General features: G+C 39.3%; 10 protein-coding genes. 7 read left to right on the forward strand and 3 right to left on the reverse strand.

All coding sequences use genetic code 11. The annotated features are described in order from the left end of the window. Nucleotides 1-557: 557 nt before the first annotated feature. Both cphA and QNJ50_RS17655 read right to left on the reverse strand, forming a co-directional pair. Nucleotides 558-3,257 (reverse strand): cyanophycin synthetase, encoded by a 2,700-nt coding sequence (gene cphA / locus QNJ50_RS17650; protein WP_300637558.1) that lies wholly within the window; start codon nucleotides 3,255-3,257, stop codon nucleotides 558-560. Nucleotides 3,258-3,431: 174 nt separating this feature from the next. Further along, nucleotides 3,432-4,295, reverse strand: coding sequence for a cyanophycinase (locus QNJ50_RS17655; RefSeq protein ID WP_300637560.1), 864 nt, complete (start codon nucleotides 4,293-4,295; stop codon nucleotides 3,432-3,434). 488 nt (nucleotides 4,296-4,783) lie between these two features. Here QNJ50_RS17655 and trmD point away from each other — a divergent pair, with 488 nt between their 5' ends. The 7 genes from trmD (at nucleotide 4,784) to argH (ending at nucleotide 13,768) form a co-directional block, all read left to right on the forward strand. Beyond that, nucleotides 4,784-5,497 (forward strand): tRNA (guanosine(37)-N1)-methyltransferase TrmD, encoded by a 714-nt coding sequence (gene trmD / locus QNJ50_RS17660; RefSeq protein WP_300637562.1) that lies wholly within the window; start codon nucleotides 4,784-4,786, stop codon nucleotides 5,495-5,497. Nucleotides 5,498-5,757: 260 nt separating this feature from the next. Next, complete coding sequence (gene ispF / locus QNJ50_RS17665; protein WP_300637564.1) at nucleotides 5,758-6,234, forward strand: 2-C-methyl-D-erythritol 2,4-cyclodiphosphate synthase; 477 nt, start codon at nucleotides 5,758-5,760, stop codon at nucleotides 6,232-6,234. A 422-nt stretch (nucleotides 6,235-6,656) separates the two neighbouring features. Next, nucleotides 6,657-8,462 carry an ABC transporter substrate-binding protein gene (locus tag QNJ50_RS17670; protein WP_300637566.1) on the forward strand — a complete coding sequence of 602 codons (1,806 nt, stop codon included), beginning with the start codon at nucleotides 6,657-6,659 and terminating at the stop codon, nucleotides 8,460-8,462. A gap of 253 nt (nucleotides 8,463-8,715) precedes the next feature. Further along, a complete protein-coding gene (locus tag QNJ50_RS17675) occupies nucleotides 8,716-10,530 on the forward strand; it encodes an ABC transporter substrate-binding protein (RefSeq protein WP_300637568.1) in 1,815 nt (604 codons plus the stop codon). Between the two features lie 191 nt (nucleotides 10,531-10,721). Further along, entirely contained in the window at nucleotides 10,722-11,498 is a 777-nt protein-coding gene (gene larB, locus QNJ50_RS17680) for a nickel pincer cofactor biosynthesis protein LarB (RefSeq protein WP_300637570.1), read from the forward strand. Nucleotides 11,499-11,921: 423 nt separating this feature from the next. Beyond that, nucleotides 11,922-12,128 (forward strand): hypothetical protein, encoded by a 207-nt coding sequence (locus tag QNJ50_RS17685; protein WP_300637572.1) that lies wholly within the window; start codon nucleotides 11,922-11,924, stop codon nucleotides 12,126-12,128. Nucleotides 12,129-12,376: 248 nt separating this feature from the next. Next, complete coding sequence (argH, locus tag QNJ50_RS17690; RefSeq protein ID WP_300637574.1) at nucleotides 12,377-13,768, forward strand: argininosuccinate lyase; 1,392 nt, start codon at nucleotides 12,377-12,379, stop codon at nucleotides 13,766-13,768. 312 nt (nucleotides 13,769-14,080) lie between these two features. Here the strand turns inward: argH and QNJ50_RS17695 are convergent, their stop codons facing one another. Further along, entirely contained in the window at nucleotides 14,081-14,248 is a 168-nt protein-coding gene (locus QNJ50_RS17695) for a hypothetical protein (RefSeq protein ID WP_201026070.1), read from the reverse strand. Nucleotides 14,249-15,720: the final 1,472 nt, after the last annotated feature.

Raw genomic sequence — 15,720 nt, forward strand, 5'->3', positions numbered from 1 at the left:
AAGATAAATGACTCTGACCTGAATGGCACTAAGAGAAGATGTAATCCTTGCGCTTAAGGGAAGTGTGGGGAGAAGTGGTAGAAAAGGGAGGGGAGTTTAATTAACGCAACTTGTTATATAAAGCTACCTCCCACACTTCCCACACTTCCCATATCTCCCACACTTCCCACACTCAAGGTTTGTTCACGCACGCTACGTGCGAATGAGCCTTAACGAGGGTGCCATTCGACTCTGACCCCCAATCCCCATTACATAAAGATATGATAAGCATTTTGATATGCATCATATAAGTTGCTATAATAATTACCCGGCTTCAAAAAGAAACCGGGTTTATTCGAATGCAAAAATTCTCATCGGGGTAAAAACGTTTTTAGAGCAAACAATTACCTGTATTAATTTATTACTCTGGTAATTTATTACTGCTTCAAAATCAGTGTTTTACTCAATGGGAAATTGGTAAATTGAATTTTTGATATTTCTTAGATCTAAGAATTTTAACTTGATACTTAAGCTCAAGAACCTCAAACTTAAGGGTTTTTAGACCTAAAATTTTTGACTTAACGTGAATTAACAACCTTGTAGTTTTTTCCCGTTCTAGAATCAACTTGATTTGTTCCGGTATTCGGCTCGTATGATTCTTCCTTAACTATTCCACGGGCTTTAATCAATCCAATTGCACGATTCACGCTTTCGGGTAGGATCACAACCAAACTTTTTTCTGTTGCCATATCTAAAGCTGTATTAACAGCAGTAGTTTCGTCAAGAATTGTTTGGTAGTTACAATTTCGATTAACTTCTTCGATCCCTTGGGCAATTAGGTCAGCAGCCGAACCTCTTCTGCGTCCTCTAGTATCATCATCTTCTTTGACAATGATTTTGTCGAAAATTTCTGCTGCTAGTCTACCTAACATGATGAAATCTTCGTCGCGGCGATCGCCAGGCCCACCAACAACACCAATGCGTTCTCCATCCCTCCAGTTACGAACAAAGCCACCTACGGCTTGATAGCTGTGGGGATTATGGGCATAGTCCACTAAAGCATGATGTTTCCCGAGATCGAACAAGTTCATTCGTCCTGGAGTTTGACTTACCGAAGCACGGAAAGTATTTAAGCCCAAACGGATTTGTTCAATAGAAACATTTTGCACAAATGCAGCCAAAGACGCAGCTAAAGCATTGGCAATCATAAATGGTGCGCGTCCGCCCATGGTTAAGGGAATATTCTCTGCCCGCTCAATGCGATGGGTCCAATCACCTTTGAGAATTGATAGACAACCTCGTTCATAAACCGCTGCGACTCCTCCTTTTTGGATGTGTTGTCGCACTAGCTCTGAATTAGGATTCATTGTGAAGTAAGCAATGTTGGCTTTAGTTCTCTGTGCCATTGCTGCGACTCGGGGATCGTCGGCATTGAGAACAGCATAACCGTCTGGAAAAACTGCCTCGGCTACTACACTCTTGAGATGTGCTAACTGATCAATAGTATCAATATCACCAATACCTAAGTGGTCTGACGCGACATTTAATACGACGCCAACATTAGCAGAATCAAAAGCGACTCCCGAGCGCAGGATACCACCCCTTGCTGTTTCCAGGACTGCTACCTCTACCGTAGGATCTTGTAAAATTAATCGTGCACTTTGAGGACCAGTATTATCTCCTGGCTCGACCATGAAATTACCGATATAAGTTCCATCAGTAGTCGTGTAACCAATTACTTTACCGGTTTGTTTGAAAATATGGGCTAAAAGTCGAGTAGTTGTGGTTTTGCCATTGGTACCAGTAACGCTGAGAACTGGAATGCGACTGGGTTTATCGGATGGAAATAGCATATCCATAACTGCACCAGCTACATTACGGGGTACCCCTTTGCTAGGAGCTACATGCATCCTAAATCCAGGTGCGGCATTGACCTCTACAATTACACCATCGACTTCCCGTAGTGGGCGACTAATATCCGTAGTAACTATATCTATTCCGGCAATATCTAACCCAATAATCTTGACTATTCGTTGTGCTAGCCAAAGATTCTCTGGGTGAATTTGATCTGTACGATCTACAGCAACACCACCAGTGCTTAAATTAGCTGTTGCTTTCAGATAACATACTTCCCCTTCATCGGGAACGCTATTAATGGTCAATCCTTGTTTTTCTAGTAACTGGTAACTAGTACGGTCTAATTCAATACGGGTCAATACGTTGTCATGTCCGTCACCGCGATTGGGATCTTTATTAATTTCCTCAATCAATTCAGCAACAGTCGATCTACCGTCACCAATGACATGAGCAGGTACTCGTTCGGCAACAGCAACCACCTTACCATCGACAACTAAAACGCGATGATCTTGACCGAGGTGGTAACGTTCAACGATGATAGACCGGGAAATTTGTTTGGCAGCATCATAAGCTGTTTCTGCTTCATCCCAGGTTCTAATATCGATTGTAATTCCCCGCCCGTGATTGCCATCAAGGGGTTTAATTACAATAGGGTAACCACCAACATATTCAATTGCGTCTTCTAGATCGTCTAAAAAATTAATAACAGTGCCTCGAGGAACTGGAACTCCAGCACTGAATAGAATGCGCTTAGTAGCTTCTTTATCACAGGCTAGTTCTACGCCAAGGATGCCGGTATTATCGCTCATGGTTGCCTGCATCCGCTTTTGATTGACGCCGTAACCAAGCTGAATTAAAAAGCGTGCCCCCAGTTGCATCCAGGGAATACCTCTTTTCTCAGCTTCCTTAACAATTGCCTCTGTAGAAGGTCCTAATGCTGCATCTCGCCAGTAGTCTTTGAGGTCTTGCAGGTCTTGCTCTAATTCTGCTTTTGGATAGCGTCCTCGCTCAATAATGCTTTGGCATAACCGCACTGCAGCCCTACCTGCATAGCGACCAGCTTCCTCATTCAGATACTCAAAAACTACCTGGTAAACTCCAGGTGTTGCTGTTTCGCGCGTACGACCAAAGCCACAACGCATTCCAGTCAGTTCTTGTAATTCCAAGGCTACGTGTTCTACCACATGACCCATCATCGTGCCTTCTCGTACCCGCATCAGGAAACCACCACGACAGCCCGGAGAACAATAGTGGGCTTCCAGACTGGGCAGTGCCTCAACTAATCCTTCATAAAAACCGGGTATTTCATTCGAGGGCGTCTCAGCAATGTTTTCTAAATCGAGGCGCATGACGATGAGCTTGTGGCGTCGAATGCTCCAATAGTTGGGGCCGCGTAAAGTCTGGATTTTGAGGATTCTCATGGGAATAGGGTAGATGGAGATTCGGAACCAATATTCTAGTTTCCTACTGAAATTGACCGCTTAACTGTTCGCTGCAAACAGTTTTTTATTCTTTTATAGTATTACTGTCACTCTTTTTATCTGCAACGTAAAAAATCGCGGTCAATTCAGTGTAACTCCCAGTACTGCTTGTCGTCAGCTGGGAATTCGATAGACAGAAGGTAGTACGGTACGCTGGTAAAGATGAAAGCGATCGCCGTGGCTCAGAATGTGTAGGCGTAAATTATGTAGGTTGAGGGGATCGCTAGCACCGACATGAGATTCGTTTGTGTGAGTCATCTCAGTTGGATCTACTATTGTCACGCTTCCCTTACCCATAACATGCAGCCAACCATCTTTCTCAAACATGGCACAAGTATCTTCATCAATCCCAATGCCAATTCTATCTGGATGGGATGCTAAAGCACTCATTAATCGTACCATTCGATTTCGATTGTGAAAGTGCTGATCGACAATTATTTCTGGGATCAGACTTAAACCTGTTGCCATATCTACCAAGGAGCGGTTGGGTGATTCGCCACTACCACCACCAGCAATCATATGATGCCCCATTACGGCTGCACCGGCGCTAGTTCCAGCTAATGTTATTTGTCCTCCCCGGACTCTTTGCCGGATTATATCCATGGCACGGGTATCAGCTAATACTCCACACAAACGGAGTTGATCTCCCCCAGTTAAGAATACACCGCTACAGGCCTCAAGGGATTCTTTTATGTAGGATGAATCACAGTGGTCTCTTTCTCGAATGTCTAAAATGTCAGCCTTTTCTACGCCCATATCCTTAAAAATACGGACATAGCGCTCGCCAATAATACTTGGCTCTCGGGATGCAGAAGGAATAATTGTTATATATGCATCGTTTGCTCCAGCCCGACTAAAAAAAGTTCGGAGAATTTCGCGTCCATGAACTTTGTCTTCTGCACCACCGATAACCATAATGGCGGTCTTAGTTGCTTGGGGTGTCCTCATTTCCAGCCATTTAGCTTTCAATTGCCGCATTTGTGCTTCTCCTGTCAACAACTCCAGTCAATAAACAAGCGATTATTGCCTGATAATTTTTGCGCCTCGCCCATTTGAGAGCATACCGCCTCACACAGCATAAGGTGGAGCTTTGAATATCTCCTACCATTTTGAAGAATAACGGCACTATTTTCGCCCGTCTGTTTGTCCAGACTGGCAAAAAAACCCCCTGGGGCGAAAAATTTATATACGCTTTTTTTCTAAGGCTGACTCGATGCATCCTTGAAGTTGTTAACCCGGTCAGATAAATTATTTAAATTTAGATGTGACAATATTTAAACATAAATTAAGCATTAGCGAAAACTTTTGTTCGCACCAAAACTCAAATATTTCTATTATTTTTAAACGCTAGCGAGGGAGATAATATTTGTTTTACACCATTTAGTCTTCTATTTATGCTCGAATTCCAATTTAATATTTTTGTGACTATTCCAATATAAGATTAGTGTCCTTCAATACGAAATACTGTGCGCTTTGATATAGTTACGCTCTTTCCTGATTGTTTTAATTCTGTTTTAAATTCTGGGCTTTTGGGTAAAGCCTTGGCAAAACAGATCGCCCAAGTAAATCTCGTAAATCCGAGAGATTTCACCACCGACAAGCATCACAAAGTTGATGATGAGCCCTACGGTGGTGGCGTAGGAATGTTGATGAAACCAGAACCCATTTTTAGTGCTGTTGAATCTTTACCTATTCTCCCACGGCGAGAAATAATTTTGATGAGTCCCCAAGGTCAAACTATCGACCAACCATTATTACGGGAGCTTTCAACAAATTTCGATCAGCTGGTGGTGATCTGCGGACATTATGAGGGAGTTGATGACCGAGTACTCCATTTAGTAACTAGGGAGGTTTCTCTGGGTGATTTTATTTTAACTGGTGGTGAAATTCCAGCGATGGCGTTGATTAACGGGGTTGTTCGCTTACTACCGGGGACAGTAGGGAAAGTTGAGTCTCTGAAGTCAGAAAGTTTTGAAGAAGGTTTATTGGATTATCCACAATATACCCGTCCGGCAACATTTCGCAAATGGAAAGTTCCCGATGTTTTACTCAGTGGTAATCATGCTGCAATTTCCCGTTGGCGTTACGAACAACAAATCGAAAGAACTAGAAAACGTCGCCCTGACATGTATAAAGCTTGGACGGAAGAAATGCAAAAGTTTAAGAGGTTTAAGAAGTGAGGGGATTGGCGACTGGGGTGAGCCCGCGCCTAATGGCGTTAGCATAGCGTGGCGTTAGCCATATGGCGACTGGGGATAGCAGCGTGCCCGCCTTGCTGCGGCATAGAGCCTGCGGCGTCGGCGGAGCCTCTGGCGACTAGGGATTGGGAGACTGTTAGGGTGTGTTAGCGCCGCATAACTTAGCGCTGCATAACGCATCATCTTCTTTGAAAAGAAGGGGGAATTTGCAACATGAAAAAGGAAAAAGTAACAAACAACAAATGAACATTCGAATTGGTAATGGTTACGACATACATCGTTTAGTTAGCGATCGCCCACTAATTTTAGGTGGTGTTAAAATACCTCATTCTTTGGGCTTGCTGGGACACAGTGATGCTGATGTCCTGACCCACGCCATTATGGACGCAATGTTGGGTGCTTTGTCCTTGGGGGATATCGGTCATTATTTTCCTCCCAGCGACCCCAAATGGGCTGGTGCAAATAGTTTAGTGTTGCTAGAGCAAGTTAATGAATTGATCCAAGAACAAGGCTGGCGAGTTGGAAATATTGATTCGGTAGTTGTAGCAGAACGTCCCAAACTAAAGCCCCATATTGAGGAAATGCGGGGAAATCTGGCAAAAGTTTTGCACTTAGAACCAAATCAAGTTGGTGTTAAAGCTACTACTAATGAAAAATTGGGTCCTGTGGGGAATCAGGAGGGAATTTGTGCTTATGCTGTGGTTTTGATTAGTGGGTAATGGGTAATTGGTAATTGGTAACTCTGGATTAATTTTTCTGGAAAATAATTCGTAGATAAATTAATTTTTTTTACAATCATAATTTTATGAATTGTAGGGGTGCACTGATGTGCGCCCTTATGGGTCTGCACTCCGACAATCAGTATATTTTTTGATTTAGAATTTCTTTTAAATCCCAACTCGGGGAAATTTGGTAAGCATTAGGTAAGAGAGCTTTTACAAGATACTGGTATCATATATTTCAATAATAATTAAAATTTCTGGTTTTAGTTAAAATTTTGGGTACTTCTTGAATAAACAAAAATACTGTGTTTCAAGTGCAAGTTTGTGCGCTACTACAAGTAAAAAATAATGGTATGAATTATTTTTTGGAATTTCCTTAATTGAAGTAATAAGTTGTTTTGAATATTTTGACTACTTAAATGATAAGAATTATTACAAGAGTAAATATTTTTCGGCGTTTGCGTTTGCCAGCAATATTAGCTGTAGTTGCAGCATTAGTTATTACAGCTTGTAATCCGGCTAATTTTCGTAGTAGTGCTGCTCAAGTATCACAGCTGGTACTTGCAGCAAGCACCGATCCAAAAACATTTAACTATGCACTAATTCAAGAGTCACCAAATGTTTCTAGTTTTACTTATGAGGGATTAGCAACTTCAAATGGAATAACGAAGGAGATTGAACCAGGTTTAGCTGAATCTTGGGAGATGTCTGAGGACAGCTTGCGTTATGTGTTTACCCTCAGAAGTGGATTGAAATGGTCTGATGGAAAACCACTTACAGCAGATGATGTGATTTTTTCATTCAATGACATCTACATGAATAAGCGGATTCCGACTTATAACCAAGATGGTCTCAAAATTGGTGTGAGTAAGGCTTTTCCTGAAGTTCGTAAACTAGACGATCGCCGAGTTGAATTTGTTTTACCAGAACCGTATGCTCCGTTTTTACGAACTATTGCAGCAGGTATAGCAATTATGCCAGAGCATGTTCTACGTAAAACTGTAGAAACAAATCAAAGCAATGGAAGACCAGAATTTCTGTCTACTTGGGGAGTAGGAACAGATCCGAAGAAAATTATTGTCAATGGTCCTTACACAATTGACAGTTACACCCCAAATGAACGGATAATATTTCGACGCAATCCCTACTATTGGCGTAAAGATGCTCAGGGCAATCAACAGCCTTATATTGAACGTATAGTGTGGCAAATAGTAGAGTCTGGTGAAACAGCTCTGATGCAGTTTCGTTCTGGTGGCTTAGATTTTATCGAAATTGCTTCTAGGAATTTTCGACTACTTAAGCGGGAAGAGAAAAAAGGTAATTTTACCATCTACAATGCCGGACCTGATTCTGGTACAACTTTTCTAACTTTTAATCTCAATAAAGGTAGTCGCAAAGGAAAACCATTGGTAGATCCCATTAAATCTCGCTGGTTTAATAATGTCGCTTTTAGACAAGCAGTAGCTTATGCTCTCGACCGCCAAGCAATCATTAACAATACTCTACGCGGTTTAGGTAAAACACAAAATTCTCCAGTTTCTGTTCCTAGTCCCTACTTCCTATCTCCAGAAGAAGGTTTGAAAGTTTATGATTATAACCCTCAAAAAGCCAAAGAGATTTTATTAAAAGCAGGATTTAAATACAATTCTAACGATCAGTTATTGGATGCAGAAGGAAATAGAGTCCGTTTTACACTGATGGGATCTGCTGGTAGTAGTAGACCGACAGTTACACCTAAAATTCAACAAGACCTCGGTAAAATTGGCATTAGAGTAGATTTACAGTACCTTGACTTTGGCGTGTTGGGAGACAAAATTTCTAATACCCTTGATTGGGAATGCTGGTATGGAGCTATTACAGGTGGAATTGAACCTGCAAATGGTTATAATGTCTGGGCTGTAGATGGTAACTTCCACGTTTTTAATCAAAAACCACAAGCAGGACAAGCTCCCATAGAAGGATGGGAAGTTAGCGATTGGGAAAATAAAATTCACCAGCTTTACATCCAAGGGGGAAAGGAATCTGATGAAGCAAAGCGTAAAGCAATTTATGCACAGACTCAACAAATATCACAAGAAAACTTACCTTTTATTCATCTGTTTAATCCATTAGCTTTGGCTGCTGCGAGAAATACGATTGAAAACCTGAAATACACTTCTATTTTCCCTGCACCTGCTAACTATATCTGGAATATATATGAGATGAAAGTAAACAAAGATAAATAATTGGGGGTTTGTAGTAGGGCTTGAGCCCTCACAAATTGTGTATTTTTTTGTGATTTAATGTGAAAATCAAGTGCAAAAAAGCTTACTAAAATTAGTATAGTAGGGCATAAATGTAACTGACATTAAACATCAGTAAAAAGCTCCACATATCAGTTTTTTGAATTTTCAAATTTTTGAATTTTCAAACTTTGTTAGCAAAGCGTGTCCATAGGACATATTCTAATTTTTGACTTCTGCCTTGTAGCGCTAACCCATGAATTTTGCTGTTTTTCGTAATTTCCGGCGTCCGTTTTGGTTTCCATTAATACTGGCTATATTTTTTAGCTGTCAGCTTTTTCTTAAAGCTTGCAACCCAGTCAATTTCAAAACTGAAGCAGCTCAAGTATCCCAATGGGTTACAACAACTCTAGGCGATCCCAAAACTTTTAATTTTGCTTTTAATCAAGAATATCCAAATGTATTTTTGTTTACTGCAGAAGGTTTAACAAACCTCAATGCAATCACAAAAGAAATTGAACCAGCTTTAGCTGAATCATGGGAAATATCTGAGGATAAAAAGCAAATAGTTTTTACTTTGCGGGAAGATTTGAAATGGTCTGATGGTGAACCTCTAACGGCAGATGATGTAATTTTTACTTATCGGGATATAATTTTTAATCCAGATATTCCCACCGATTGGAAAGATCCGCTCAAAGTTGGTAAGGATGGGGTTTTTCCCAAAATTAGAAAAATAGATAATCGTCGAGTTGAATTTGTTTTTCCTGAACCTTTTGCTCCCTTCCTTTACAGCACCACAGGAGGGACAAGTTCTACAGTTGGTATTTTGCCAAAACATGCTTTAGAAGCATCGATCAAATCTAAAGACGCAAAAGGTCAACCTCAATTTGTATCCACTTGGGGAACAGATACCAATCCTAAAAATATTATTGTTAATGGACCTTACAAAATAGAAAGTTATATTCCTACCCAACGCATTGTATTTCGGCGCAATCCTTATTATTGGCGAAAAGATGATGAGGGTAATCAATTACCTTATGTTGAGCGAATTATTTGGCAAATTATTGAATCTACTGATACATCAGTGTTACAGTTTCGCTCTGGAGGATTGGATGTAGTTGGGATTTCTCCGGAAAATTTTTCTTTACTGAAACGGGAAGAGAAGCGAGGCAAATTTACAATTTACAATGGCGGACCAGCATTTGGAACGACTTTTATTTCCTTTAATCTCAACAAAGGTCGGAGAAATGGAAAACCTCTAGTCAATCCCATTAAATCTCGTTGGTTTAATAATTTAGCATTTAGACAAGCAGTTGCTTATGCAATCGATCGTCAAGCTATTTTAAATAATCTGTTTCGCGGTATTGGCGAATTACAAAACTCTCCCATTGATATTCAGAGTCCTTTTTACCTCTCTCCGAAACAAGGATTAAAAGTTTATGATTACAATCCAGAAAAAGCGAGAAAATTATTATTAGGTGCGGGATTTAAATATAACGGTCAAAACCAACTTATGGATGCTGATGGAACCCGCGTTCGGTTTACCTTGATGACAAATTCTGAAAATAAACTCCGCGTAGCCATGGGGGCGCAAATCAAGCAAAGTTTAAGTGAAATCGGAATTCAAGTTGATTTTACCCCTATTGCTTTCAGCACTTTAGTTGATAAGTTATCTAATACGTTGGATTGGGATTGTTATTTGTTAGGCTTCACTGGGGGAATTGAGCCCCATGATGGAGCAAATGTTTGGTTACCTGATGGAGGCTTACACAGCTTTAATCAAAAGCCCCAACCAGGACAAGAACCCCTCATTGGTAGAGAGGTAGCACCTTGGGAAGCTAAAATTGGTCGTTTGTATACTCAAGCTGCTCAAGAATTAGACAAAGCAAAACGCAAAGAAATCTATAACGAAACGCAACGGATAACCCAAGAAAACTTACCTTTTATTTATTTAGTAAATCCATTGACTTTAGCAGCAGTGCGCGATCGCATCCAAAATGTAAAATTTTCCGCACTCGGTTACCAACGCGGAACCATGTGGAACAAATATGAATTGAAAGTAGCAGATTAGAACCGTTGGGCGGAAGTAAAAAGTAATAAGTAATAAGTAATAAGTAAGAAGTAATAAATAAGAAGTAAGAATTTTTATGGTTCTTCATTCCTCAATCGCCAGTTGCTAATTCTTAGTACCTGGTCCCTAGTCCCTAATCCCCATATGACGCTGTCGCGTCACGCTAACGCTAACACCAATCCCCAACCCCCATGTCAAATGAAAAAAACCTACATTCCCTCTTAACTGACGTTGCTAACGGTCAAGTTTCCCCGGATATGGCGTTAGATCGACTTAAAGATCTAGCCTACGAACCAGTAGGAGAATTTGCCAAAATAGATCATCATCGCGCTTTAAGAACGGGTTTCCCTGAAGTGATTTGGGGTCCGGGAAAAACCCCCGAACAAATTGCTCAAATTATGGAAGTAATGCGTCAGCGCAATGAGGTTGTAATGGCGACCCGCATTACCCCGGACGTTTACAGTGCTTTACAATCCAAAGTCCGAGATGTACGTTATTTCGGATCTGCTCAAATTTGTGCGATCGCACCTCTGGAACTTAAACCGCAATATTCTGGTGTCATTGGTATTTTGTCTGCTGGTACCGCCGATTTACCGGTAGCAGAAGAAGCTGCAGTTACAGCAGAACTCTCTGGATTTAATGTCCAAAGACTTTGGGACGTGGGAGTTTCTGGTATTCATCGTTTACTGAATAATCGCCACGTTATTGAAGCTGCATCAGTTTTAATTGTAGTTGCAGGAATGGAAGGTGCTTTACCCAGCGTTGTTGCTGGTTTAGCTGATTGTCCTGTAATTGCTGTTCCCACAAGTATTGGTTATGGTGCGAGTTTTGGTGGTTTAGCACCTTTGTTGACGATGTTGAATTCTTGTGCTGCGGGTGTAGGAGTTGTAAATATCGATAATGGTTTTGGTGCTGCAGTATTAGCAGGTCAAATTTTACGTACAGCGGAAAAACTACAACAGAAATAAGTTCTGCCAACGATTGCAAGTTTTGATTGGTTGTAGAGACGTTGCAGAGGCTAACGCCGACGCCGCAGGGTCTGCAACGTCTCTACAGTGTCTTGCGAGAAATAAATCCAATGGCTAACCATATTGATTATTGCTGTCGCAGATGAAAAAATTTGGAGTAAAGGGTTGTCATTTTTAACCTTTCAAGGTTATCAAATTATAATCATCTATGTAATTTTGCTTACTAGATGTTGTAGATTCATAGCTTTTGAGTAAGTAGTCTGTGAGGCGATTGGGAAATAAATACTACCCACTAGCAATATATAACTATGAACTCCGAAATTTTTCGTAAAGATGTTCTGTTAGGACGTCTCTACGAAAAATATTTGAAAAATCATTGGTAATAATGAACTAATTTTTACAAAATATTGAAATTGAGAAAATATGGAACTATGTAGTGCTTTGGTATATTCACAAATCTGGCATTTTCTCCTGGATTCCTGGGTCGTAGCTCAAAATGTTACAGATCCAGATGTTCTTGGTCAGATGCACAAAGCTTTTACTAATTTTGTTCAATCAGGTCAAATTTGGGCATTATTAATTGGTTTAGCTATTGGTTACTTTATCCGTAACATCACAAGCTACGGATAAATAGGAGATTGGGGAGGACTAATTAACGGAAACAGGGCAAAATAATTAAAATTTGATAGATGTGCGATTGAGATTCGCCCTTTGCTTCTAATTTACAAGCTTTAACTCTTAAACTCTAATCTATAATTATTTGGTTATTCCTTATTGCCCTACCACTGGTGTTTCCCGATCGCTTTGAGGATAAGGGAATAAAAGATAAAAACAAAGTCCAATTCAGCACCTCAAAACCTTACCATTTCCCAATGTCTATGACCCAGCAGAAAACTTGGAGCCAGCGCTTTGAGTCGGCGCTACATCCTGCGATCGCTCGCTTCAATGCAAGTATTAATTTTGATATTGAGTTAATTGAATATGACCTGACTGGTTCCCAAGCTCATGCCAAAATGTTGGCAAAAAGTGGAATCATCTCCCAAGGAGAATCAGAACAATTAGTCACTGGTTTGGAGCAAATTCGTCAAGAATATCGCCAAGGTAAATTTAATCCTGGAATTGAAGCGGAGGATGTACATTTTGCAGTCGAAAGACGCTTAGTAGAAATTATTGGTGATGTCGGTAAAAAGCTTCACACAGGACGTTCGCGCAACGATCAAGTTGGAACGGATACAAGACTATATCTCCGCGAGCAAATCCAAGTAATTCGCTCCCAATTAAGAGAATTTCAAACAGTAATTCTTGACCTTGCAGAAAAAAACGTCGAAACCTTAATCCCAGGTTATACTCACCTGCAACGCGCCCAACCGTTAAGTTTAGCTCATCACCTAATGGCATATTTTCAGATGACACAACGGGACTGGGAACGTTTGGGGGATATTTATCAAAGGGTGAATATTTCACCTCTGGGTTGTGGTGCTTTAGCTGGAACGACTTTTCCCATTGATCGCCGCTATACTGCAGAACTACTAGGATTTGAAGATATTTATGCCAATAGTCTTGATGGAGTTAGCGATCGCGATTTTGTCGTAGAGTTCCTAGCAGCAGCTAGCCTCATCATGGTTCACTTAAGTCGCTTATCCGAAGAAATTATTTTTTGGGCTTCAGCAGAATTTAAATTTGTCAACCTCAAAGATAGTTGTGCAACTGGTTCTAGTATTATGCCCCAAAAGAAAAATCCTGATGTCCCAGAATTAGTAAGGGGTAAAACTGGACGTGTATTTGGTCACCTCCAAGCCATGTTGGTGATGATGAAAGGATTACCTTTGGCTTACAATAAGGATTTACAAGAAGATAAAGAAGGTTTATTTGATGGCGTAAATACGGTAAAAGCTTGTTTGCAAGCAATGACAATTTTGCTCAAAGAAGGTTTAGAGTTTCGCTCTCAACGCTTAAACGAAGCTGTTAACGAAGACTTTTCCAACGCTACCGATGTTGCAGACTATCTTGCTGCGAAGGGTATTCCATTTCGGGAAGCATATAATCTTGTAGGTAAGGTTGTAAAAACTAGTATTGAGAATGGCAAACTATTAAAAGATTTGAGTTTAACGGAATGGCAAGAATTACATCCCGCATTTGCTGCTGACATCTATGAAGCAATATCTCCCCGTCAGGTTGTCGCTGCTCGTAATAGTGAAGGTGGAACAGGTTTTTCTCAAATAGAACAAGCTTTAAAAACTGCTCGTAATTTACTCAAAAACACAAAATAAGTAGCTACTACAAGATAGTAAAAATATGAGATCCCCTAAATTATAATCACTTGATTTCTCATTAGGGGATCTGAAATATATCACTTTGTTTTTTGATTCCGCAATTAATTTCACTGTATTGTGATTTAACAAATTTCAATTAGCTTTACGCCTCAATTTAGGCATTAACTAAGCCCAAGTGTAGGCTTTTTGCATAAACTTGAAATAGCGGAAGTTTAAAATAGTGGAGATTTGAGACAAATTAAGGGCGTCTGAATAATCCGCCCCATCAATTTAAAAAATGAAGGTAGCAACACTAAAACCTTCGACCTTTTAATCAGTGCCTTCAACTGCTGTTACTTCTTCTTCATTCTCGCTCTTAGGCGCTGATTGCTGGGACCTTCTTTGATAACGTCCGTTATTAGTTTTCTTACGAAACTTACGGGCGTATGCCTGGTTCCGTAGCGCCTTTTCTTTTTTCGGGTTACGGCGCTTAGCCATATTCACCTCATGAATAAACAACAATATAGCTGGTTTTACAAACTAAGCAAACAATATCAGCTTTTAATGTTATTGGTTAAAGCCTTAGTTTATTACAGCTACCTATTTATACTTTTTCAACAGCTACTCAATTTAACATATTTTTACTAGTTTAGTCAATGTTTGATCGCTGACAATAAATAATTATTTATGTTTAAATTCTCGTAGCATGTATTCTCATAAGTTATACCATTAACATTTACAAAATAAACACTAGAATAATCTGAAAATATAAAAAGCGAATGATTAATCCTTTATGTTACTGTACTAAACACAGATTTTTAAATTAAATATTGCCACAAAAATTAAATTAAATTAAATGCTTTTACAAAATCGCAAACACTTATGAAGCATATCATTCATAAGTAATATCTATACATAAATATACATAAAATCAATCAACAGTATTCGTGAGTATTGATGTGGTATTTATCATGGAGTTTTTCTATAAGTTTTGAGAATCATTGTCCCGCAATATTTTACGTTAAGGCATATTATGAAATGTTGAAATAAAACTATAGTTTTAGAACTTACTCAATTGTTACCAACTTCCAGTGGTTTGGGATTAATATTTCCTTACGGAAATGCTTTGCGAACCTTAGAACACAAGAACTTTAATTACGTTGTGTATGTGAGTCGTATTTTTGCTATTGAAAATGTCTCTATATTTATTAGGACTTACGCAACTGGCATATTTTTACTGTAGGGTGTGTGATGCTGTGAAAATATCTGAACGTAAGAATCAGACTTATAGCGTCACGCACCAACTACCAATTGTGACACTTGCGTAAGTCCTGAATCATATAAAGTAGATGTATCGAATGTACATGTATCGAATGTATAAGATTATCAGCTTTTTTATAATTATATTTATTCATAAATATAGGAATCATATTTGAATTTTGAAAATATACTGAGACTCAAAAGCTTATGTTGCAAGCCTAAAGCCTAAAAACTCTTTCAAGAATCAAACCGGCTTCCTATAGTTAGTCTAATAATCATCAATTAATCGCATAATTTCTAGTTAAATATTATTTATTACTAGCGCTTAGACAAATACTTACTACTGAACAAAAATATAATATATATTTCAATACGGTTCAGATAAGCCTAAATTTCTTTTGTAGAGACGCGACAGAGGCTAACGCCGACGCCGCAGGCTTTGTCGCGTCTCTACAGTGTTATTTGTTTAAAAAAAGTCTTAACTGAACTGTATTGATATATATTTTAAATATAAACAATCGTTTCGATAATTCAAATAAGCTACGAATTAGAAGTTTCTCAGATTTATATTCCCCTAATTATAATCTTCTTAGCTAAGGCTTAAAATTCATTCGAACTCCCTGTTTTAAAATAAATTTAGTAAGATATAAGAGAATATAAAAAGTTTTGACTATAACTAGCAAATAGAGTTAAGTATTTTTTGATAATAT

The organism is Mastigocoleus sp. MO_188.B34 (genome assembly GCF_030065675.1).
Taxonomy (GTDB): domain Bacteria; phylum Cyanobacteriota; class Cyanobacteriia; order Cyanobacteriales; family Nostocaceae; genus Mastigocoleus.

What these genes read in the sequence shown, in the direction of transcription:
- cphA (WP_300637558.1), bottom strand. Translation starts at nt 3,257, where the DNA reads ATGAGAATCCTCAAAATCCAGACTTTACGCGGCCCCAACTATTGGAGC.
- QNJ50_RS17675 (WP_300637568.1), top strand. Translation starts at nt 8,716, where the DNA reads ATGAATTTTGCTGTTTTTCGTAATTTCCGGCGTCCGTTTTGGTTTCCA.
- argH (WP_300637574.1), top strand. Translation starts at nt 12,377, where the DNA reads ATGACCCAGCAGAAAACTTGGAGCCAGCGCTTTGAGTCGGCGCTACAT.
- larB (WP_300637570.1), top strand. Translation starts at nt 10,722, where the DNA reads ATGTCAAATGAAAAAAACCTACATTCCCTCTTAACTGACGTTGCTAAC.
- QNJ50_RS17695 (WP_201026070.1), bottom strand. Translation starts at nt 14,248, where the DNA reads ATGGCTAAGCGCCGTAACCCGAAAAAAGAAAAGGCGCTACGGAACCAG.
- QNJ50_RS17655 (WP_300637560.1), bottom strand. Translation starts at nt 4,295, where the DNA reads ATGCGGCAATTGAAAGCTAAATGGCTGGAAATGAGGACACCCCAAGCA.
- QNJ50_RS17685 (WP_300637572.1), top strand. Translation starts at nt 11,922, where the DNA reads ATGGAACTATGTAGTGCTTTGGTATATTCACAAATCTGGCATTTTCTC.
- ispF (WP_300637564.1), top strand. Translation starts at nt 5,758, where the DNA reads ATGAACATTCGAATTGGTAATGGTTACGACATACATCGTTTAGTTAGC.
- QNJ50_RS17670 (WP_300637566.1), top strand. Translation starts at nt 6,657, where the DNA reads ATGATAAGAATTATTACAAGAGTAAATATTTTTCGGCGTTTGCGTTTG.